This is a genomic window from Flavobacterium sp. 316 (genome assembly GCF_000967805.1).
Taxonomy (GTDB): domain Bacteria; phylum Bacteroidota; class Bacteroidia; order Flavobacteriales; family Flavobacteriaceae; genus Flavobacterium; species Flavobacterium sediminilitoris.
Window position 1 is genome coordinate 1 of record NZ_JYGZ01000006.1, and the last position, 19,277, is coordinate 19,277.

Consider the following 19,277-nt stretch of genomic DNA (forward strand, 5'->3'; position numbering starts at 1 on the left):
ATTTACATCTGATTTACCAGAAAATATTTCTGCTTCATGTGATAATATTCCGGAGCCAGAAAAAGTAACAGCTTCAGATAATTGTTCAACAAATGTCACAATTTTAGTTAATGATGAAGTTGTTTCTGACGGTGAGAATTGTGCTGGTAATTATACTATCATTAGAACATGGACAATTACTGATGATTGTGGAAATAATGATTCGTATAGTCAAACTATTTCAGTTTATGACACAACACCTCCATCATTAATTACTCCTTATGATACTGAACTAAATGTAACGTGTGATGAAGTACCTAGTGCTCCTCAATTAGAATTTGAAGATAATTGTTCAGGTATTTATCAAGTGACTTATAATGAAAACACAACAACAATTTCCATCTATGAATATATCATCACAAGAAATTGGAGTGTAAGTGATAATTGTGGTAATGCATCTGATTTCTCACAAACAATTAATGTTAGTGTTTCGGAACCATTTGATGCTATTCCTTTTTCAATTTGTCAAAATGATGAGCCTATCGATTTATTTAGTATATTAGATAGTTCAATTCCTACAAATGGAGAATGGATTGATGTGAATAATACTGGTGGATTAACAGGAAGCATTTATAATCCAAATAATATTCCTATTGGTTATTACACTTTACAATATATAGTTACTTTAAATGAAAGCAGTTGCCCTATGAAATTTGAAATTTATTTAAATGTAAACGATGATTGTATTGTTTTACCAGCTTGTTCAATTGAAATATACAATGCCGTATCACCAAATGATGATGGATATAATGATTTCTTCTTCATTGACGGAATAGAATGTTATCCTGATAATTCTATAGAAATATACAATAGATGGGGAATATTAGTTTATGATACAACTGGATATGATAATAGTTTCAAATCTTTTAAAGGATATTCTGAGGGAAGATCTACTGTAAATAAAAATGAATTATTACCTGATGGAACTTACTACTATATATTAAAATATAGAGATATAATGAATACAATGCACGATAAATCTGGATACTTATATCTAAGTAAATAATCTAGAGAAGAATTTAATTAACTAAAAAGAATTAATCATGAAAGCAAAATTTTTAATCATAATGTTAGTTTTATCTCAGTCATTGTGCTTTGCTCAGCAAGATTCTCAATATACTCAATATATGTACAATACTGTGAATATAAACCCTGCTTATGCTGGTTCAAGAGAAGCATTAAGCATATTCTTATTACATCGAAATCAATGGGTTGGTTTAGATGGTGCTCCTGTAACAAATGCGGCATCCATACAAACTCAAGTTGGCGACTCTAATTTTGGTGCTGGTTTATCATTTGTAAACGATAAAATAGGTCCGTCAAATGAGAATGCTATTTCAGCAGATTTAGCCTATCATATACAAATTTCAAATAATTATAAATTAGCCTTAGGTCTTAAAGGAACTGCAAACTTATTCAATTTAGATGTTAACAAACTAAACATCTACGATCAGAATGACCCTCAATTTCAAAACCTAAGCACAAAATTTTCTCCAAACATTGGAGCAGGATTGTTTTTATATTCTGAAAACACTTATATAGGTTTATCTGTACCTAATTTTTTTGAAACTAATCATTACAATGATAATGATATAGCCATTACCAAAGAGAGAATGCACTACTATTTCATAGCAGGACATGTTTTTGAATTTAACCCAAACTTTAAATTCAAACCCGCACTTCTAACAAAATTAGTACAAGGAGCTCCTTTACAAGTAGATGTTACCGCAAATTTTTTAATAAACGAAAAATTTACAATTGGAGCAGCATATAGATGGGATGCTGCTGTAAGCGGATTAGTCGGATTTCAAGTATCAAATTCAATATTTATAGGATATGGATATGATATGGAAACTACCAAATTATCGAATTATAATTCGGGTTCGCACGAAATATTTTTACGATTTGAAATATTTAATAATAATAGAATTAGTACTCCTAGATTCTTCTAAAACGATTAATTATGAAAGCAATATATTCAATTATATTAATAGGTATTTCTTGTATAAGTTTTTCGCAATCTTCTCAATTAGCTACTGCTGATAGAAAATATAATAAATACTCTTATGTAGATGCTATAGAAATTTATGAAAAAGTGGCAGAAAAAGGATATCAGTCACCCGAATTATTTAAAAAATTAGGAAACGCTTATTATTTCAATGGCGAGTTAGACAAAGCCGCAAAATGGTATAAAGACTTATTTGCAATGAATGAAGACGTTGATCCTGAATACTATTTCAGATATTCACAGGCTTTAAAAGCAATTGAAGATTATGATAATGCTAATAAATATCTAAGTTTATTCAATGAAAAAACAAATGATTCTAGAGGAAATGAATTTGCTAAAAACAAAGATTATTTAGAAAATATTGAAGCCATTTCTGGTAAATACACTATTGGAAAAACATCAATAAATTCTGAATTTTCCGACTATGGTCCATCTTATTTTGGGAATCAATTAGTCTTTGCTTCTGCTAGAAAAGAAGGCGCACTTTTTAATAAAATTCACGATTGGACAAAACAAAATTTTACAGATTTATATAGCGTTACTATTAACAGTGATAAGTCATTATCTGAACCGCAAAATTTTTCAAAAAGTATAAATTCAAAATTCAATGAATCGTCACCAGTATTTACAAAAGATGGCAAAACAATGTATTTTACTCGGAATAACTATTTAGATGGTAAAAAAGGTAAAGACGATAACAAAAGTACTTTAGTTAAAATTTACAAAGCTAGTTTCATTGATAATGAATGGAAAAACATTACAGAACTTCCTTTCAATAATGATAATTATAGTACGGCTCATCCTACTTTAAGCGCAGATAATAAAACCATGTACTTTGCTTCTGATATACCTGGAGGATTTGGAAATTCAGATATCTATAAAGTAAAAATAAACGATGATGGAACGTTTGGAACGCCTGAAAATTTAGGAAATACAATCAATACAGAAGGAAGAGAAACGTTTCCTAACATCGCTTTTGATAATACATTATACTTTGCTTCTGATGGTCATTTAGGACTTGGTGGATTAGATGTTTTTGAGTCTAAGTTTAGTAATAACCAATTTCAAAAACCAGAAAATGTAGGAAAACCAATTAATAGTTCAATGGACGATTTCGGATTCATTGTCAATAAAGACAAATCTGGATTCTTTACATCAAATCGTGATGGAGGAAGTGGTTATGATGATATTTATTCCTTTACTATTTGTGCTCAAAAACTATATGGAATAGTTACTGATGTTGATACAAAAGAGATACTTCCCAATTCAAAAGTTATATTATTTGATTCTGATATGAAAAAAATAACAGAAATGACAACTGATGAAACTGGAAAATATACTTTTGAAATTGAGTGTAGCACAAAATATCATGTAAGAGCTTCTAAAGAAGAATATGAAACAACTGAAAAAACGTTTACCTCTAAAAATGAAACAGGTGAAACTGAACTCAATTTAGAATTAAAACGCAACATATTCCCTATAAAAGAAGGAACTGATTTAGCTAAGATATTTGATATTAGTATCATTTATTTTGATCTAGACAAATGGAATATTAGACCTGATGCGGCTAAAGATTTACAAAAAATTCTTGAGGTAATGAAAAAACATCCAAAAATGGAAGTAGATATTCGCTCCCATACAGATAGCCGTCAAACTCATCGATATAACGAAATTCTATCTGATAGAAGAGCTAAATCAACATTAGAATATTTAGTTAAAAATGGCATTGAAAAATCTCGTTTAACTGCTAAAGGATATGGAGAAACACAATTAGTTAATAACTGTTCTGATGGTGTAAAATGCTCTGAAGCAGAACATCAAAAAAACAGACGAAGTGAATTTATTATAACTAAAATGGAATAGTTTTCTTTAACTTCTACCCTTTTCCATTTTATAAAAAAGCCGTTTTAAAATTAATTTTAAAACGGCTTTTAATTTTTCAATAATTATACAATCTATTTTTTTATAAAAATATTTGTATAATACCTTTTGCCTTCAGAATTCATCCTTATAGAAACTCCAAAATGAGTATAATTTCCTTCTAAATTAGCTTTGTGTCCTTCACTAATTTTCCAGTTATTTAATACTGATTGCGGATTTAAATATCCATACGCAACATTCTCTCCTACTCTTGTTGCATTCAAAACTTGTTCTAAATTTAGTTTTCTTTGTTCAAACCCATCATGATTCGGAGTACCTGTACTTATCATATACTCATTATGTTCTTCAGATTTATACGAAATATGCTCAATAATATCTAAAGGATTTAATCCATTTTCAACTCGATAAGCATTTACTAAATCTAAAAGTTCTAATTCTACTGCATCATGCGAATAACTCTTAGGAGTCTCAATATTTGCAATATCCTCAATACTTTCAGTATCTGAAGAGCAAGAAATTAATAAAGAAAAACTGGCTAATAGGGCAAAAAGGATAGCTACTTGTTTTTTCAAAATGTTTGTTTAGTGTTTTATTCTAAATTATTATTAAATAGGTTAAAATCATCGATTAAATGATTAAAATATTGACAAATTTACATTTAAATCTTTCATATGCAAATAAAACAGGTAAAATACATTAAATTTTAACATATAACATATAAAATTTATAATAAAAATAACAAAAAAATTACGATAAATTATTGCATTGAAACCTCGTAAAAAGAATAAAAAACGTATAAAAAGAAGTACATGTTAAACTTAAAATAAGAGATTTAATATCATGCTACAATTTTATAACTATAGAAAATATATTTTTTTTTCTAAAAAATTACTCTAAAAGTAATATTAAATTAATTTAATATTTCAGCTAAAACTATTTAAATTAAAAAGGCATTACTTTGGGAAAGTAATGCCATTTTACAAACAAATAAACAAACATGAAAATCTATATCTTTTAATTATTCTCTTTAGAAAGGATTCTAAATCGTAAAAATCAAATGAAATTAAATCAATGTTTAACAATACAAATGTACATAAAAATCGGTTACGAGCAAGTAAAATCGATAAAATACAGTAAATTTTAACATATTTTATCATTTTAAGACTTTACGGGGATAATCTATCAACATTCCAACAAGAATTTTCTGACAATTTATATCTAATTCTATCATGCAACCTATTCGGTCGTCCTTGCCAAAATTCAACTTCAACTGGTTTTACCAAAAATCCACCCCAAAATTCTGGTCTAGGAATTTCAATTTTACCCTCAAATTCTTTTTCTAATGATTTTAATTTATCTTCCAAAAATTGTCTGTTCGGAATTACTTCACTTTGATCTGAAACAATTGCACCAAGTTTACTTCCATCTGGTCGAGAAGCAAAATAATTATCCGAAATAATAGGTGACGTTTTTTCAGCAACTCCTTTTATAATAATTTGTCGTTCCATTGAATGCCAAAAAAAGGAAAGACAAATATTCGGATTAGATAAAATAGCTTTTCCTTTTTCAGAAGTATAGTTTGTGTAAAAAATAAATCCTTCTTCATTAAATTTCTTTAACAGCACTACTCTACTTTTAGGGAAACCATCCAACCCTATTGTAGCTACTGTCATAGCATTTACTTCGTCTACTCCTCCAAATTCTTCTACTTCGTGAAACCATCGATTAAAAAGGTTTATTGGATCTTCTGGAATGTTACTCTCCAGTAACTCACTCTTTTCGTATGATTTTCTATAATTTCCTAAATCTTTCATCTTATAAATTTTTAAGAGGATAAAGTTACGAACTTGATAGTATTCAACTTCATAAACAAATAATAAAATAATAATTCATTTAGTGAAATTATTTAAAATGCCAGTTTGAGTGTTTTTGTTCAAAATCATTTTTAATCAAATCTTTCCATATTCTAGATACAGTTTTCTATCGAAAACCACTCAAGCTGACAAAAAATTTCATTAAAAACTAATTACGTTCAGTCTTTTTGTATTTGAAAAGTTTGTCTTAAATTTACGCTACTGCTCATAAGCGATACAAATATTGTACGCAATCGTAAAAGCAATGCTATAATGACAAAGGAAGAAACAGCAATCAAAGCAACATATTTTAGTATCATCGGGAATACCAGTTTAGCTATTATAAAAGGATTGGCAGGATTTTTCGGAAACTCCTATGCTTTAATTGCAGATGCAATTGAATCAACAACAGATATTTTTTCTTCTTTTTTAGTTTTGTTTGGTATAAAATATTCTAATAAACCTGCTGATGAAAATCATCCGTATGGACATGGAAGAGCAGAACCTTTAATTACGTTTCTTGTTGTAGGTTTTTTAATTACATCGGCAACCATAATTGCTTATGAAAGCATTCAAAATATTAGAACCTCACACGATTTACCAAAATCATGGACATTAATTGTACTGGGATTAATTATTATTTGGAAAGAATATTCTTTTCAAATAATAATGAAAAAAAGCATTCTTACAAACAGTTCTTCTTTAAAAGCAGATGCTTGGCATCATAGAAGTGATGCCATTACTTCTATTGCTGCTTTTATTGGAATATCTATTGCTTTATTTTTTGGAAAAGGGTATGAATCTGCCGACGATTGGGCTGCTCTTTTTGCTTCATTTTTTATCTTATATAACAGTTATTTAATTTTCAGACCTGCACTTGGAGAAATAATGGACGAACATTTATATGATGATTTAGTTGAAAATATTAGAGAAATATCAGTAAAAGTAGACGGAATCATTGGAACAGAAAAATGCTTTATAAGAAAATCTGGAATGAAATATCATGTTGATTTACATGCAATTGTTGATGCTAAAATTACTGTAAAAGAAGGACACGATTTAGCACATAAATTAAAAGACAGATTAAGAAGTGAAATATTAGAATTAGGACATGTTTTAATTCATATTGAACCAAATGAATAAAATCAACTCTTACTTTAGAAATTAAATTTAAAATTTCCGTATATTCAATTTATAAAGCTACTACTGAAATTCAAACGTTTTTCCATCGTCGGCCAAAAGGACATCTTCAAAAACAGTTTGGGCTTCTTCTTTAAATAATTCAATATTACCATAACGAGTGGAATAATGTCCCATAACTAATTGTTTTACATTTGCTTTTTTAGCTATCGTTGCAGCTTGAATAGCTGTTGTATGCATTGTTTTTTCTGCTAAATGTGCTTCTGATTCTAAAAATGTGGATTCATGATATAATACATCTACACTGTCTATTATTGGAATAATTGTTTCATTGTATAGTGTATCACTACAAAAAGCATAGCTTTTCTCTGCTTCTGGATCAAAAGTTAGGAGTTCATTTTGAATAATTTCTCCATTATCTAAAGTAATATTTCCACCTGATTTAATTTTTTGATAATAACAGGTTTCTATTTCATATTTTTCAACAGCTTCAATATTCAATTTACGCTGTGTATTTTTTTCTTTAAATAAATATCCGTTTGTATATACTCTATGTTTTAATGGAATTGTTTTTACAAGTACTTTGTCATCTTCAAAAACAACTTCACTTTCTTTTGAATCTAATTCGTGAAAATATAAATTATATCCTGTAAATGAACCTGAGGCTTTTAATTGTAATAAAATAATTTCTTTAATTCCTTTTGGTCCATAAACATGTAAATCATTTACTCTATTAAGAAGCATAAAAGTTGATATTAACCCCACTAATCCATAAAAATGATCTCCATGTAAGTGAGAAATGAAGATATGATTAATTCTCGCAAATTTAATTTTATGCTTACGAAGTTGTACTTGAGTTCCTTCTCCACAATCAATTAAAAACATTTGATTTTTAATTTCTAATACTTGCGATGTTGGATTAGTTATTGTTCTTGGAGTTGCTGCATAACAGCCTAATATGGTTAATTTCATTTTTTATATATTCAGAGTCAATATTTTGCTAACAATAACTAAATATTGATAACTGCTCAAAATTTAGGTTTAAAACCCTAAATCGCGTTCTATTTCTTCCATTTCAATAATATCTTGTGCTTCTAAAATAGATGGAACCACTGTTAAATAATCTGGAACATCATTAAAATCAATATGACTCGTAACGATTACTAATGATTTTTTTGCCTTATTATGATTTTTTGCTAAACTTTTAAAGTTTATTAAATCATTTATAACAATATTTTTATCTTTTGAAATGTCTAAAATTAAGTTTTGTTCTTTAAATGTAGCATATTGATTTGTTACATTTTCAATAAAGGTTATTACATTACCTCCTGTTTCCTTAATTATAGTTGTGTGTCCTTTTTTATCTACTTTCATGTAAAAACATTAAATTGAAACTTTAAAAATTTTATTTTCGGTTTTTAAATTAAAAAAAATAAGATAGATTTCCAAAATTTGAAATAAAAAAAAGTCTATACTTCTCTTTTTATTATTGTTTAATCTTGCTTGCTAATAAATAAATAACTGCCATTCTAACTGCTACTCCATTCTCTACTTGGTTTAAAATTACTGATTGCTGAGAATCGGCAACATCTGATGTAATTTCAACACCTCTATTAATAGGTCCTGGGTGCATAATTACTACTTCTTTATCTAAAGAATCTAGCAATTCTTTGGTTACACCATATTGTTGAGCATATTCCCTTGTTGAAGGAAAATAATTCACATCCAATCGTTCGTTTTGAACACGAAGCATATTGGCAACATCTGCCCATTCTAGTGCTTTACGAAGATTAGGTTCTACCGTAACTCCTAATGATTCTATATATTTAGGTATTAATGTTTTGGGACCACAAACTTTAACTTCTGCTCCTTGCATTTGCAATGCAAATATGTTTGATAATGCAACTCTTGAATGCAAAACATCTCCTACAATAACCACTTTTTTCCCTTCAACATTTCCTAATTTTTCACGAATTGTGAAACTATCTAACAATGCTTGAGTAGGATGCTCATGCGCTCCATCACCTGCATTTACAATACTTGCATTTACATTTTGAGATAAAAAATGAGCAGCTCCAGGACTACTATGACGCATTACTACCATGTCTACTTTCATAGATAAAATATTATTTACCGTATCTATTAATGTTTCTCCTTTTTTAACAGAAGATTGAGCCGCTGAAAAGCTCATTACATCGGCTGATAATCTTTTTTGAGCTAACTCAAATGATAATTTAGTACGTGTACTATTTTCAAAAAAAATATTGGCAATCGTTACATCTCGTAGTGAAGGGACTTTTTTTATGGGTCTATTAATTACTTCTTTAAAATGATCGGCAGTTTCAAAAATTAAATCAATATCATTTTTAGTAATGTATTTTATTCCGATTAAATGATTTACAGATAACTCTTTCATTTATATAGCTGTGTTGCGCGTTGTTGTTTTATTTTTCATTAGTAATTAGGTAAACAGCGTCTTCTCCATCATTATCTTTCCATTTTACCACTACTTTCTCATTATTAATAGCATCTACTTGTCTTCCTCTATAATCAGGTTGAATAGGTAAATGACGACTAAATCTTCTATCAATCAATGTTAATAATTCTATTTCAGAAGGTCTTCCAAATGACTGAATTGCAGTAAGTGCAGATCGAATACTTCTTCCTGTGTACAATACATCATCAATAAAAACTACTTTTTTATCTTCAACAATAAAATTAATTTCTGTTTTGTTTGCCTCAAGTGTTTTTTCTCCTCTTCTAAAGTCGTCTCTAAAAAAAGTAATATCTAAAAACCCGAGTTTTACTTCTTTTATTTGATAATCTTCTTTTAAAATACTTGCTAATCGTTCTGCTAGATATTTTCCTCTTGGTTGAATCCCAATTAATATTGTATCTGTAAAATCTAAGTGATTTTCAATTAATTGACAGGCCAAACGATGTAGAATAATATTAACTTCTTTAGCATTGAGTAATACTTTTTGACTCATAAAGTAGTGTATTGTGTTTGGTGGGTAAATTTACAATATTTTTTATTAAATTTAGTAGATTTAATTTGTATTTACACTACTTTTGAAAGTAAACAATCTTAAATAAATTCTTCTTATGTCAAACATAGCATTAATTATAGAAGAAAGAGCGGCTAATATTGGTAATTTTTTAGTAGGACGATTACTTCCGTTTAGAGAAAAAAGAACAGTTGGCCCTTTTGTTTTTATCGATCACATGGGACCTGCATATTTAAAAGATTATCAAAATCTAGATGTTCCTCCTCATCCCCATATTGGATTATCTACTTTAACGTATCTATTTGAAGGCAGTATTATGCATCGTGATAGTTTAGGTACTGAAATTGAGATTCAACCTGGTGCTGTAAACTGGATGACTGCTGGGAAAGGAATTACGCATTCTGAACGAACTCCTGAATATTTACGTCAATCTGAAAAAGTATTACATGGATTACAAATATGGGTTGCATTACCAAAAGAATTAGAAGATATTGCCCCTTCATTTACTCATATTGAAAAGGATGATTTGCCCCAATGGACAGAAAATAATGTACATTTCAAATTGATTGCAGGAGAAGCATTTGGTAAAAAATCACCTGTTCCTGTTTACAGTAAAATGTACTTTATTGAAATTAAGAATTTTGCTAAAGCTAAAATAAATATTGGACAGCATTTATTTGGAGAAAGTGCACTATATATTTTAGAAGGTTCTATTATTAATGGAGAACATGAATATGAAAAAAAACAAATTTTAATTGCTAAAGAGAGCTCGTTATGTGAATTTGAAATGACTGAAAATACCACTATATATATCTTTGGAGGAGAAATTTTTCCTGAAAATCGTTTTATAGAGTGGAATTTTGTTTCATCAGATAAAAATAAAATTGAAGAAGCAAAAATGAATTGGGAAAAACAACTATTCCCAAAAGTCCCAAATGAAACCGAATTTGTACCACTTCCTCCAAAAGTCAAATTTTAAAACTTATATTTTTATGACAATAGAACAAATTAACAACGAAAGTAAAGGTTTTTTTAAAGCAATAGAAGATGATAAAGAAGCGGGAAGAATGACTTATAGTTGGGCAGGTTCAACTAAACTTATAATAGATCATACCGAAGTAAACTCGGTATTTAATGGAAAAGGAGTTGGAAAACAAATGGTAATGGCTGCTATAGATTTTGCAAGAGAAAATAATTTAAAAATTTTACCACTTTGTCCGTTTGCAAAAAGTGTTTTTGATAAAAATAAAGATTTACATGATGTTTTATTTTAAATTTTAACTAACAACATATTAAGTAACTTTATAGTATATAATTAATCCTCTTAGATTATGGAAACTAAAGAGTATAGCAATGGAGAGGTTACAATTATTTGGCAACCTAAAAAATGTATTCATTCAGGAATTTGTGTAAAAACACTTCCAAAAGTGTATAACCCAAAAGAAAAACCCTGGATAAAACCAGAAAACACTAATTCTGAAGAGTTAATTAATCAAGTTGCAAAATGTCCTTCTGGAGCATTGAGCATTAAAAAATAAAAACTATAAACATAAAAAAATCCCAATGAAAGTTGGGATTTTTTCTTTTATGAATACATTTCTTTTCGTTGTTCTTTAATTTTTGGATCATCAAGATATTCATCAAATGTCATGTATCTATCGATAACTCCTTTTGGTGTAATTTCTAAAACTCTATTAGCAACTGTTTGAGCAAACTCATGATCATGAGTTGTAAACAATACAGAACCTTTAAAGTTTTTCAATGAATTATTAAATGCTGTAATAGATTCAAGATCCAAGTGATTTGTTGGTTCATCTAACATTAAAACATTTGCTCTCATCATCATCATTCTTGACAACATACAACGTACTTTTTCTCCTCCAGATAATACATTACATTTTTTCAATGCTTCTTCTCCTGAAAAAATCATTTTACCCAAGAAACCACGTACATATACTTCGTCTCTTTCTTCTTCTGTTTTAGCCCATTGACGTAACCAATCTACAAGATTTAAATCTGATTTAAAGAAATCATGATTTTCAGCAGGTAAATAAGATTGAGATGTTGTAATTCCCCAATCAAAAGTACCAGAATCTGCTTTCAAATTTCCATTTAAAATTTCATAGAAAGCCGTTGTTGCACGAGAATCTTTAGAGAAAACAACTACTTTATCTCCTTTAGCCATGTTTAAATCTACGTTTTTAAACAATATTTCTCCTTCAATAGAAGCACTCAATCCTTGTACATTTAAAATTTGGTCTCCTGCTTCACGTTCTGTATCAAAAATAATAGCTGGATATCTTCTACTTGATGGTTTAATTTCATCAAGATTTAATTTTTCAATCATTTTTTTACGTGATGTTGCTTGTTTAGATTTGGCAACATTGGCACTAAAACGACGTATAAACTCCTCTAATTCAGCTTTTTTCTCTTCAGCCTTTTTATTTTGTTGTGCTTTTTGTTTTGCCGCTAACTGACTTGATTCATACCAAAATGTATAATTTCCTGAGAAATGATTGATTTTTCCAAAGTCGATATCGGAAACATGAGTACAAACCGCATCTAAAAAGTGACGATCATGCGATACTACTAAAACTGTATTTTCATAGTTAGCTAAGAAATTTTCTAACCATCCAATAGTTTCAAAATCCAAGTCATTCGTAGGTTCATCCATAATTAATACATCTGGATTACCAAAAAGAGCTTGTGCTAATAACACACGAACTTTTAACTTCCCTTCTAATTCACCCATTAAAGTATAATGATAATCAGAAGAAATACCTAAATTTGATAACATGGCTCCTGCATCTGAATCAGCATTCCATCCATTCATTTCATCAAATTGAAGTTGTAACTCTCCTATTCTATCTGCGTTTTCATCTGTATAATCTAAATATAAAGCATCCATTTCTGCTTTAATAGTATGTAACACTTTATTACCCATTAAAACCGTTTCTAAAACCGTATGTTCATCAAACATATTGTGATTTTGGTTTAAAACCGACATACGTTTACCTGGTTCAAGAATAACTCTACCTGAAGTAGGATCAAATTCTCCTGCTAAAATTTTTAAAAAAGTAGATTTTCCAGCACCGTTAGCACCTATGATTCCGTAACAATTACCTTGTGTGAAGGTTACATTTACTTCATCAAATAAAATACGTTTACCAAACTGAACTGATAAATTTGAAACTGTTAACATTATATATGAGTTTTTATAAAATTGTTGCAAAAGTAGAAAAAATTATGCAGTTTTGCTCTTATATATGCAAGAACTTAATTATAAGTTTATTTTAACGCATCCTTAACAAGACCTTTAACATCTAAAAATTACTTTTGTTCCTGTAATTAAATAATTTAGTGAATGCTTAAGAATTACATTAAATACTTTTTGCCCTTATCTATCATTGCTTTAACCTCATTAACATCTTGTAAGAAAACGTTTGATTCTAACAATTTTGTGGCTTACTTTGGTGGTGAAATTATAAATCCTCAAAATAATTATGTGTTATTTTTTAAGGATGATGCTTTATTAGATACTATTTATTTAGATGAAAACAATCGTTTTTTTCACAAATTTGATTCTTTAGCTCCTGGTTTATACACTTTTAGACACAATCCGGAATATCAATATATCTATTTTGATAAAAATGATAGTTTAATGATTCGTTTAAATTCATTAGACTTTGATAACTCATTAGCATTTTGTGGAAGAGGAGACGAAAAAAATAATTTTTTAATTGATTTATTCCTTAAAAATGAAGAAAACAGATCTAATCTTTATGATATTTTAAATGAAGATTTAGATACTTATTCAAAATCTATAGATTCTAGTTATAATATTAGAAAAGCATATTATTTAAAAAAGAAATCAGAAATTAACTGGAATGAGCATTTTGATGCTGTTGCTAAAGCTAGTGTAGATTTTGAATATTACTATAAAAAGGAATTATATCCTTATGCACATGAATATAAAACAGGAGAAAATATTTGTCCAAAGCTACCAAAAGATTATTATAGCTACCGAAAATCATTAAACTTAAATAATCCAGAATTAGGTAGTTATTCCCCATTCATAAAGTATGTTACAACATTATTGAATAATATGACTTATGAAAAAGGAAAATGTAAACAAGATGGTAAATCACTTGAAAACAATGTTACTAAATTAAATATCGCTGATACTTTAATTAAAAATCAGAATATTAAAAACATTGTCCTTAATAATATTGCTTATATGTATTTGTTAGAAGATCAAAACATGTATAACAATAAAAAATTTATAGATCGATATATTGAACTTTCTTCAGATGAAGAACAACATAGAGAAGTAATTCAAATATATAATGCTGCACAAAATTTAAAAGTAGGAAATGTACTTCCAAAAGTTTCTATGATGGATAGAAATTCTAAAGATATAACCCTAAATGAAGTGATTAATAATAAAGAAACGGTTATCTTCTTTTGGACAACTCGTGCTGAATCACATATAAAATTAGCACATGAAAAAGTTGTTTTATTGCAGAAAAAATATCCAAATATCAATTTTATTGCTATAAATATCAATGATACTAAAGAAAACTGGTTAAAAACACTTGACAAATACAATCTAAATAATATTCCAGAATTAAAAGCTACAAACTTTGAAGAAATAAAGAAGAGTTGGGTAATTACTAAAATTCATAGAACAATTATCCTTAATGCTGACGGAACAATAAAGAATGCTTTTTCTAATATATTCGATGCTAATTTTGAAAAAAACTTATAAGTAAGTTTCCATAATTTTTATAGTAAAAAAGCGATTTTCAATTTAATGAAAATCGCTTTTTTTATTTTTTATACAAAGTAATTCTTATTTATTTCCCTTTTCAAAGTCAGCAATAAACTGAGCTAAACCAATATCAGTTAAAGGGTGTTTTAATAATCCTAAAATTGAAGATAAAGGTCCTGTCATTACATCTGCACCAATTTTAGCACAGTTAACAACATGCATCGTATGACGAACAGATGCAGCTAAAATTTGTGTTTCAAAAGCATAGTTATCATATATTAAACGAATTTCATCAATTAAGTTTAAACCATCTGTTGAAACATCGTCTAATCTTCCTAAAAATGGCGAACAATATGTTGCACCTGCTTTTGCTGCTAATAATGCTTGTCCTGCTGAAAATATTAAAGTAACATTTGTTTTAATTCCTCTATCTGAAAAATATTTACAAGCTTTAATACCGTCTTTTGTCATAGGTATTTTTACAACAATTTGTTCATGTAATTCAGCTAATTCTTCACCTTCTTTAATCATTCCATCATAATCCACTGCATTTACTTCAGCACTTACATCACCATCAACAATATTACAGATATCTACATAATGTTTTAAAATATTATTTTTCCCTGTAATTCCTTCTTTTGCCATTAATGAAGGATTTGTAGTAACGCCATCAAGAACACCAAGTGCTTGAGCTTCTTTAATTTGTTCTAGATTTGCCGTGTCAATAAAAAATTTCATACGTTTTGATTTTATTAAAATTTTGTTGTGTTGTTTTAAAAATGCAAAATTACTAATTTAAATAGCAATAACAATCTTCTATTTTAAGATTTACAACTTATAATGATTCATTAATAATTTTTCATAGATAGTATCTGGAAGAACACGTTTTAAAACAATTGAGAACTTCTGCATAAAAGCACCTACTTTATAATGAATTTTTGGGTTTGAAGTATTAATAACTTTATAAATAGCTTCTGCCATTTCATTTGGATTACTACCTGAATCAACATGACTATCCATCATATCTAATGTGTTTCCGTATGTTTTTTCATAAGCAGAACCCTTTATTACAGGAGCATGATATCTTCCTGCGGCAATATTTGTTGCAAAATCTCCAGGAGCCACATTAGTAATATGTATACCAAATGATTTTACTTCCATATTCATCGCTTCTGTTATCAACTCTAAGGCTCCTTTAGAAGCAGAATAAACACTTCTAAAAGGCAATCCCATATAACCCGCTATAGACGTTATATTTATAATTAATCCGCTTTTTTGTAAACGCATTTGAGGCAGAACAGCTTTCATTACTTCAATAGGTCCAAATAAATTAGTTTCAAAATTATTTTTTATCTCTTCTGTTGGAATCTCTTCTAAAGGTCCTGTTATACCAACTCCTGCATTATTAATAACCACATCTATTCTTCCTGCCTTTATTATAACTTCTTTAATTGCATTTTTTACACTTTCAACATTTCTTACATCTAATGCTACTAACTCGATTCTTGAATTTATTATATTCTTTGGATTCCTACTTGTTCCATACACTGTAAAACCTTTATCTAATAAATATTCTCCAATAGCTTTACCAATACCTGATGAAGCTCCTGTAATAAAAACAACTTTACTCATTATAATTCTTTGATTTTGTGATGCGAAGTTAAGCAACTTTTGGGTATAAAAAAATCCCCATAAAAGGAGATTGAAGATTTAAAAAAAAATGGCAAGCGACCTACATCGCACCGCTACAACCGCTTACCCTTGCTGCGTTCCCACCCTGGGGGAGTCTGCAGGAGCTGGTCGTGTAGGACTTGCCAGTGCAAATATACAAACATTTTATATTTTTGCAAGTGCAATTGCAATTTTAAAAATTCATTGTATATTGTACTTATAAAAAAATGTAACCATGAGAAACCTTAAGCTATTCGCTTTCATACTTTTAAGCATATCAATTATATCATGTGATGACGAAAAAAAAGATTTAAAAAGTTTTTTTTCTATTGATACTTCAGCATTAAAACAGGTATATGAGCTAAATGAAGGTGTAAATTTGTCTTTAAAGAACGATAAAAACAAAACTATTGATTCAATTATTTATTACATCAATGATAAAAACATTGGATCTGTTAAAGGAAATACTCCATTACAATTTTCATTAGAAAACCAAAAATTAGGATATCAAAAAGTTAAAGCTTTAATTTATTTTGAAGGGAACAATGTAGATGTTGCTGCAAATTTTACTGTTGCTTCAAATGTTGAGCCTAAATTATTAAAATATAAAATAATAAACACATATCCTCACGATATAAAAGCTTACACACAAGGTTTAGAATTTCACAGAGATACTTTATATGAAGGTACAGGAAATGGTGAAGGAAAAGGAACTGGTACGAGAGGAATTTCAAGCTTAAGAAAAACAGATTATAAAACAGGTAAAGTATACAAAACCGTAGAACTCGCTCCGAAATATTTTGGTGAAGGAATAACCATTTTAAATAATAAAGTATATCAATTAACTTGGTTAAACAATGAAGGTTATATTTATAATGCTGATACTTTTGAGAAAATTAAAACTTTTACCTACTTTAAAAAAATGCAAGGTTGGGGTTTAGCAAATGATGGAGAAAAATTATACATGAGTGAAGGAACTGAAAAAATTTACATATTAGACCCTGAAACATTAAAAGAAATTGACTATTTAAATGTTTATACTAAGCATGCTAAAATAGAAGCTTTAAACGAATTAGAATGGATTGATGGTAAGATATGGGCAAATGTATATGGAAGAGATGCTATTGCAGTTATTGATCCTAAACACGGTGCTGTTGAAGGAATTATCAATTTAAGCGATTTAAAATCGAAAATTACACAACATCCAGATGTAGATGTATTAAATGGTATTGCCTATAACCCTAAAACAAAAACAGTATTGATTACAGGAAAAAACTGGGATAAAACATTTGAAATTGTTTTAGAAAAGTAATTTATTATGAAATTAATATTCATTTTATTTTTATTTACATTCTTTAAAATAGCTCATAATTCTTTTCAAGAAATAACAATTGAAGGTAAAATAATGACCTATGATAACAAACCTGTTGTCTTACAAAAAATAAAATGTGAACCAACAAACAAAATTTACTATACAGATAAAAATGGAGAATTTAATTTCATAACACATTTAGGAGAAAAATTAATTATAAAAAGAAAAGGGTATAAAACTAAAAAAGTAACGGTTCTAGAAAAAAAATTTAACATCGTTATCTATAAAAACAAACAAAAAGATACAGTAATAATTACTAAATGTTTCCCAATAAAATAAATATTACTGTTCCTTGCTATAAAAATGAGTATTGTAGAAAAAAGTTTAAGTGGTCATTTTTTATGACTCAATTCAAAATAAAAAAGAGAGAAGTAAAAAATACTTCTCTCTTTTTCTAAAAAATGAAAATTATTTAAAAAAATTATGAAGCTAATTTAGAATACCACTTTTTAGCAATTCGCATCTCCTCTCCTATTATAAAATTTTTCTCATCTACTTTGAAAATTTCAAGAGAAACTCTGTCTTTAGAATCATATAGTTCTAATAATAATTCTAATTTCTCAATATTATTTGTTCCTTGCTTAAATGTATTAACAATAGTACATTCTTTTATATTCTTCAAGTCAAAGGCAATTTCTTTCACATAATGATCAGTATTTCTAGAAAAATACAATTTAGAATTATCAGTACTTATACCTATAACTGAATTATCAGTCCAAGTGTCTAATTCCCCTATTTTTTTATTATCTATAATTGCTAAGGCATCTAATTTTGCTATAATTCTCTTTCTTTTTTGTAGTACACTTTTATTGATTAAAAGTATTGGTAACAAAATAATAGCGGATAAGACTATCCCTATTATCATATTTGGTGTATCCATTTTATATATAATATTTAGTTTAACTTTTAAATTTATTGTATGTTATAAACTAAATCTTACCAAAAATTATGAAATGGAAATATTATTTGTGTTGTTGAAAAAAATATAGAAAAGCTATTTTGCTTCTTTCTGTTTAAATCTATTAATGTAGAAAAATATAGCTCTTTTTTGAAAGAAAATGAGGCAACAAATTTTGAAAAAGTATTTTTAAATGAAAAAGTATTTTCAGAACTTAAATGCTCTACAAATTGATTTTCCGCTTTAATTTGTATCGCTACATTATTAACTTTCTGAGAAAATTCATTGTAAAAAGACTCACTTACATCATTGATATTAGTGGTAACATGAGAATCATTACTATTTCCATTTATAAAAACAGTAATGATTAATAAGAAAAATAAGTATCTAAAGTACTTACTCATATTTTTACAATTTAGCACCAAATGTAACTACAATTTTAAATTAAATATTTTAAAAAGATGTTAATTTATTTTCTTAAAAATAAAATGACTTTTTTAATCCCTTTTTGCTCTTTTTTGTTTGTAAAATGCCTTAGTACTAATGTAAATAGTTTTATCTAATGTCGTAAAAACGATATCTTTCCCATTGGAAATATTTAACTGTTTCACTACATCTATTTCTTGTTTTTCATTT

General features: G+C 28.0%; 21 protein-coding genes and 1 other RNA gene. 10 read left to right on the top strand and 12 right to left on the bottom strand.

Annotation, left to right across the window (positions count from 1 at the left end):
* From SY27_RS13405 to SY27_RS13415, 3 genes are all read left to right on the top strand, one after another.
* Positions 1–1,045, top strand: a 1,045-nt coding sequence (locus SY27_RS13405; protein ID WP_045971201.1) for a gliding motility-associated C-terminal domain-containing protein, incomplete at its 5' end; no start/stop codon positions are given.
* Positions 1,046–1,082: 37 nt separating this feature from the next.
* Positions 1,083–1,991 carry a type IX secretion system membrane protein PorP/SprF gene (locus SY27_RS13410; protein WP_045971203.1) on the top strand — a complete coding sequence of 303 codons (909 nt, stop codon included), beginning with the start codon at positions 1,083–1,085 and terminating at the stop codon, positions 1,989–1,991.
* Positions 1,992–2,002: 11 nt separating this feature from the next.
* Positions 2,003–3,910, top strand: a complete 1,908-nt coding sequence (locus SY27_RS13415) for an OmpA family protein (protein WP_045971205.1) — start codon at positions 2,003–2,005, stop codon at positions 3,908–3,910.
* A 92-nt stretch (positions 3,911–4,002) separates the two neighbouring features.
* On the opposite strand, the gene SY27_RS13420 is transcribed toward SY27_RS13415, so the two are convergent.
* Together SY27_RS13420 and pdxH are read right to left on the bottom strand one after the other, a co-directional pair.
* Entirely contained in the window at positions 4,003–4,500 is a 498-nt protein-coding gene (locus SY27_RS13420) for a CAP domain-containing protein (protein WP_045971207.1), read from the bottom strand.
* A 594-nt stretch (positions 4,501–5,094) separates the two neighbouring features.
* On the bottom strand, positions 5,095–5,742 hold the full coding sequence (gene pdxH / locus SY27_RS13425) for a pyridoxamine 5'-phosphate oxidase (protein ID WP_045971209.1): 648 nt from the start codon (positions 5,740–5,742) through the stop codon (positions 5,095–5,097).
* A 312-nt stretch (positions 5,743–6,054) separates the two neighbouring features.
* Here pdxH and SY27_RS13430 point away from each other — a divergent pair, with 312 nt between their 5' ends.
* A complete protein-coding gene (locus tag SY27_RS13430) occupies positions 6,055–6,924 on the top strand; it encodes a cation diffusion facilitator family transporter (protein WP_045971212.1) in 870 nt (289 codons plus the stop codon).
* Between the two features lie 60 nt (positions 6,925–6,984).
* Here the strand turns inward: SY27_RS13430 and SY27_RS13435 are convergent, their stop codons facing one another.
* From SY27_RS13435 to pyrR, 4 genes are all read right to left on the bottom strand, one after another.
* Positions 6,985–7,893 (bottom strand): ribonuclease Z, encoded by a 909-nt coding sequence (locus SY27_RS13435; protein ID WP_045971214.1) that lies wholly within the window; start codon positions 7,891–7,893, stop codon positions 6,985–6,987.
* Positions 7,894–7,962: 69 nt separating this feature from the next.
* Positions 7,963–8,295, bottom strand: a complete 333-nt coding sequence (locus tag SY27_RS13440) for a hypothetical protein (protein WP_045971215.1) — start codon at positions 8,293–8,295, stop codon at positions 7,963–7,965.
* Positions 8,296–8,407: 112 nt separating this feature from the next.
* Complete coding sequence (locus tag SY27_RS13445; RefSeq protein ID WP_045971217.1) at positions 8,408–9,337, bottom strand: aspartate carbamoyltransferase catalytic subunit; 930 nt, start codon at positions 9,335–9,337, stop codon at positions 8,408–8,410.
* Between the two features lie 28 nt (positions 9,338–9,365).
* Positions 9,366–9,911, bottom strand: a complete 546-nt coding sequence (gene pyrR, locus SY27_RS13450; RefSeq protein ID WP_045971219.1) for a bifunctional pyr operon transcriptional regulator/uracil phosphoribosyltransferase PyrR — start codon at positions 9,909–9,911, stop codon at positions 9,366–9,368.
* A gap of 115 nt (positions 9,912–10,026) precedes the next feature.
* On the opposite strand from pyrR, the gene SY27_RS13455 reads away from it, so the two are divergent.
* Genes SY27_RS13455 through SY27_RS13465 form a run of 3 tightly spaced genes read left to right on the top strand, consistent with a single transcriptional unit; the run spans position 10,027 to position 11,467 of the window.
* Entirely contained in the window at positions 10,027–10,908 is an 882-nt protein-coding gene (locus SY27_RS13455; protein ID WP_045971222.1) for a pirin family protein, read from the top strand.
* A gap of 13 nt (positions 10,909–10,921) precedes the next feature.
* A complete protein-coding gene (locus tag SY27_RS13460) occupies positions 10,922–11,203 on the top strand; it encodes a GNAT family N-acetyltransferase (RefSeq protein ID WP_045971224.1) in 282 nt (93 codons plus the stop codon).
* Positions 11,204–11,260: 57 nt separating this feature from the next.
* Positions 11,261–11,467, top strand: a complete 207-nt coding sequence (locus SY27_RS13465) for a (4Fe-4S)-binding protein (protein ID WP_045971227.1) — start codon at positions 11,261–11,263, stop codon at positions 11,465–11,467.
* Positions 11,468–11,514: 47 nt separating this feature from the next.
* Here the strand turns inward: SY27_RS13465 and SY27_RS13470 are convergent, their stop codons facing one another.
* Entirely contained in the window at positions 11,515–13,131 is a 1,617-nt protein-coding gene (locus SY27_RS13470; RefSeq protein ID WP_045971229.1) for an ABC-F family ATP-binding cassette domain-containing protein, read from the bottom strand.
* 162 nt (positions 13,132–13,293) lie between these two features.
* On the opposite strand from SY27_RS13470, the gene SY27_RS13475 reads away from it, so the two are divergent.
* Positions 13,294–14,697: a thioredoxin-like domain-containing protein gene (locus tag SY27_RS13475; RefSeq protein ID WP_045971231.1), complete on the top strand. Its 1,404-nt coding sequence runs from the start codon at positions 13,294–13,296 to the stop codon at positions 14,695–14,697.
* Positions 14,698–14,781: 84 nt separating this feature from the next.
* Here SY27_RS13475 and fsa read toward each other — a convergent pair whose 3' ends face one another.
* From fsa to ffs, 3 genes are all read right to left on the bottom strand, one after another.
* Positions 14,782–15,438, bottom strand: a complete 657-nt coding sequence (fsa, locus tag SY27_RS13480; RefSeq protein WP_045971233.1) for a fructose-6-phosphate aldolase — start codon at positions 15,436–15,438, stop codon at positions 14,782–14,784.
* A 90-nt stretch (positions 15,439–15,528) separates the two neighbouring features.
* Complete coding sequence (locus SY27_RS13485; RefSeq protein WP_045971235.1) at positions 15,529–16,332, bottom strand: SDR family oxidoreductase; 804 nt, start codon at positions 16,330–16,332, stop codon at positions 15,529–15,531.
* An 86-nt stretch (positions 16,333–16,418) separates the two neighbouring features.
* An RNA gene (gene ffs, locus SY27_RS18415) (signal recognition particle sRNA small type) lies at positions 16,419–16,517 on the bottom strand.
* An 89-nt stretch (positions 16,518–16,606) separates the two neighbouring features.
* Between ffs and SY27_RS13490 the strand changes: the two genes are divergently transcribed.
* Both SY27_RS13490 and SY27_RS13495 read left to right on the top strand, forming a co-directional pair.
* Complete coding sequence (locus SY27_RS13490; RefSeq protein WP_045971237.1) at positions 16,607–17,683, top strand: glutaminyl-peptide cyclotransferase; 1,077 nt, start codon at positions 16,607–16,609, stop codon at positions 17,681–17,683.
* 6 nt (positions 17,684–17,689) lie between these two features.
* A complete protein-coding gene (locus SY27_RS13495) occupies positions 17,690–18,022 on the top strand; it encodes a hypothetical protein (protein WP_045971239.1) in 333 nt (110 codons plus the stop codon).
* A gap of 142 nt (positions 18,023–18,164) precedes the next feature.
* Here SY27_RS13495 and SY27_RS13500 read toward each other — a convergent pair whose 3' ends face one another.
* Both SY27_RS13500 and SY27_RS13505 read right to left on the bottom strand, forming a co-directional pair.
* Positions 18,165–18,623, bottom strand: a complete 459-nt coding sequence (locus SY27_RS13500; protein WP_045971241.1) for a hypothetical protein — start codon at positions 18,621–18,623, stop codon at positions 18,165–18,167.
* Positions 18,624–18,679: 56 nt separating this feature from the next.
* A complete protein-coding gene (locus SY27_RS13505; protein ID WP_045971243.1) occupies positions 18,680–19,045 on the bottom strand; it encodes a hypothetical protein in 366 nt (121 codons plus the stop codon).
* Between the last annotated feature and the right edge of the window lie 232 nt (positions 19,046–19,277).

Excerpts from the sequence above, each read along its gene's own strand:
- fsa (WP_045971233.1), bottom strand. The coding sequence starts at position 15,438 with ATGAAATTTTTTATTGACACGGCAAATCTAGAACAAATTAAAGAAGCT.
- SY27_RS13475 (WP_045971231.1), top strand. The coding sequence starts at position 13,294 with ATGCTTAAGAATTACATTAAATACTTTTTGCCCTTATCTATCATTGCT.
- pdxH (WP_045971209.1), bottom strand. The coding sequence starts at position 5,742 with ATGAAAGATTTAGGAAATTATAGAAAATCATACGAAAAGAGTGAGTTA.
- SY27_RS13465 (WP_045971227.1), top strand. The coding sequence starts at position 11,261 with ATGGAAACTAAAGAGTATAGCAATGGAGAGGTTACAATTATTTGGCAA.
- SY27_RS13430 (WP_045971212.1), top strand. The coding sequence starts at position 6,055 with ATGACAAAGGAAGAAACAGCAATCAAAGCAACATATTTTAGTATCATC.
- SY27_RS13440 (WP_045971215.1), bottom strand. The coding sequence starts at position 8,295 with ATGAAAGTAGATAAAAAAGGACACACAACTATAATTAAGGAAACAGGA.
- pyrR (WP_045971219.1), bottom strand. The coding sequence starts at position 9,911 with ATGAGTCAAAAAGTATTACTCAATGCTAAAGAAGTTAATATTATTCTA.
- SY27_RS13410 (WP_045971203.1), top strand. The coding sequence starts at position 1,083 with ATGAAAGCAAAATTTTTAATCATAATGTTAGTTTTATCTCAGTCATTG.
- SY27_RS13470 (WP_045971229.1), bottom strand. The coding sequence starts at position 13,131 with ATGTTAACAGTTTCAAATTTATCAGTTCAGTTTGGTAAACGTATTTTA.
- SY27_RS13455 (WP_045971222.1), top strand. The coding sequence starts at position 10,027 with ATGTCAAACATAGCATTAATTATAGAAGAAAGAGCGGCTAATATTGGT.
- SY27_RS13435 (WP_045971214.1), bottom strand. The coding sequence starts at position 7,893 with ATGAAATTAACCATATTAGGCTGTTATGCAGCAACTCCAAGAACAATA.
- SY27_RS13490 (WP_045971237.1), top strand. The coding sequence starts at position 16,607 with ATGAGAAACCTTAAGCTATTCGCTTTCATACTTTTAAGCATATCAATT.
- SY27_RS13495 (WP_045971239.1), top strand. The coding sequence starts at position 17,690 with ATGAAATTAATATTCATTTTATTTTTATTTACATTCTTTAAAATAGCT.
- SY27_RS13460 (WP_045971224.1), top strand. The coding sequence starts at position 10,922 with ATGACAATAGAACAAATTAACAACGAAAGTAAAGGTTTTTTTAAAGCA.
- SY27_RS13485 (WP_045971235.1), bottom strand. The coding sequence starts at position 16,332 with ATGAGTAAAGTTGTTTTTATTACAGGAGCTTCATCAGGTATTGGTAAA.
- SY27_RS13505 (WP_045971243.1), bottom strand. The coding sequence starts at position 19,045 with ATGAGTAAGTACTTTAGATACTTATTTTTCTTATTAATCATTACTGTT.
- SY27_RS13500 (WP_045971241.1), bottom strand. The coding sequence starts at position 18,623 with ATGGATACACCAAATATGATAATAGGGATAGTCTTATCCGCTATTATT.
- SY27_RS13415 (WP_045971205.1), top strand. The coding sequence starts at position 2,003 with ATGAAAGCAATATATTCAATTATATTAATAGGTATTTCTTGTATAAGT.
- SY27_RS13445 (WP_045971217.1), bottom strand. The coding sequence starts at position 9,337 with ATGAAAGAGTTATCTGTAAATCATTTAATCGGAATAAAATACATTACT.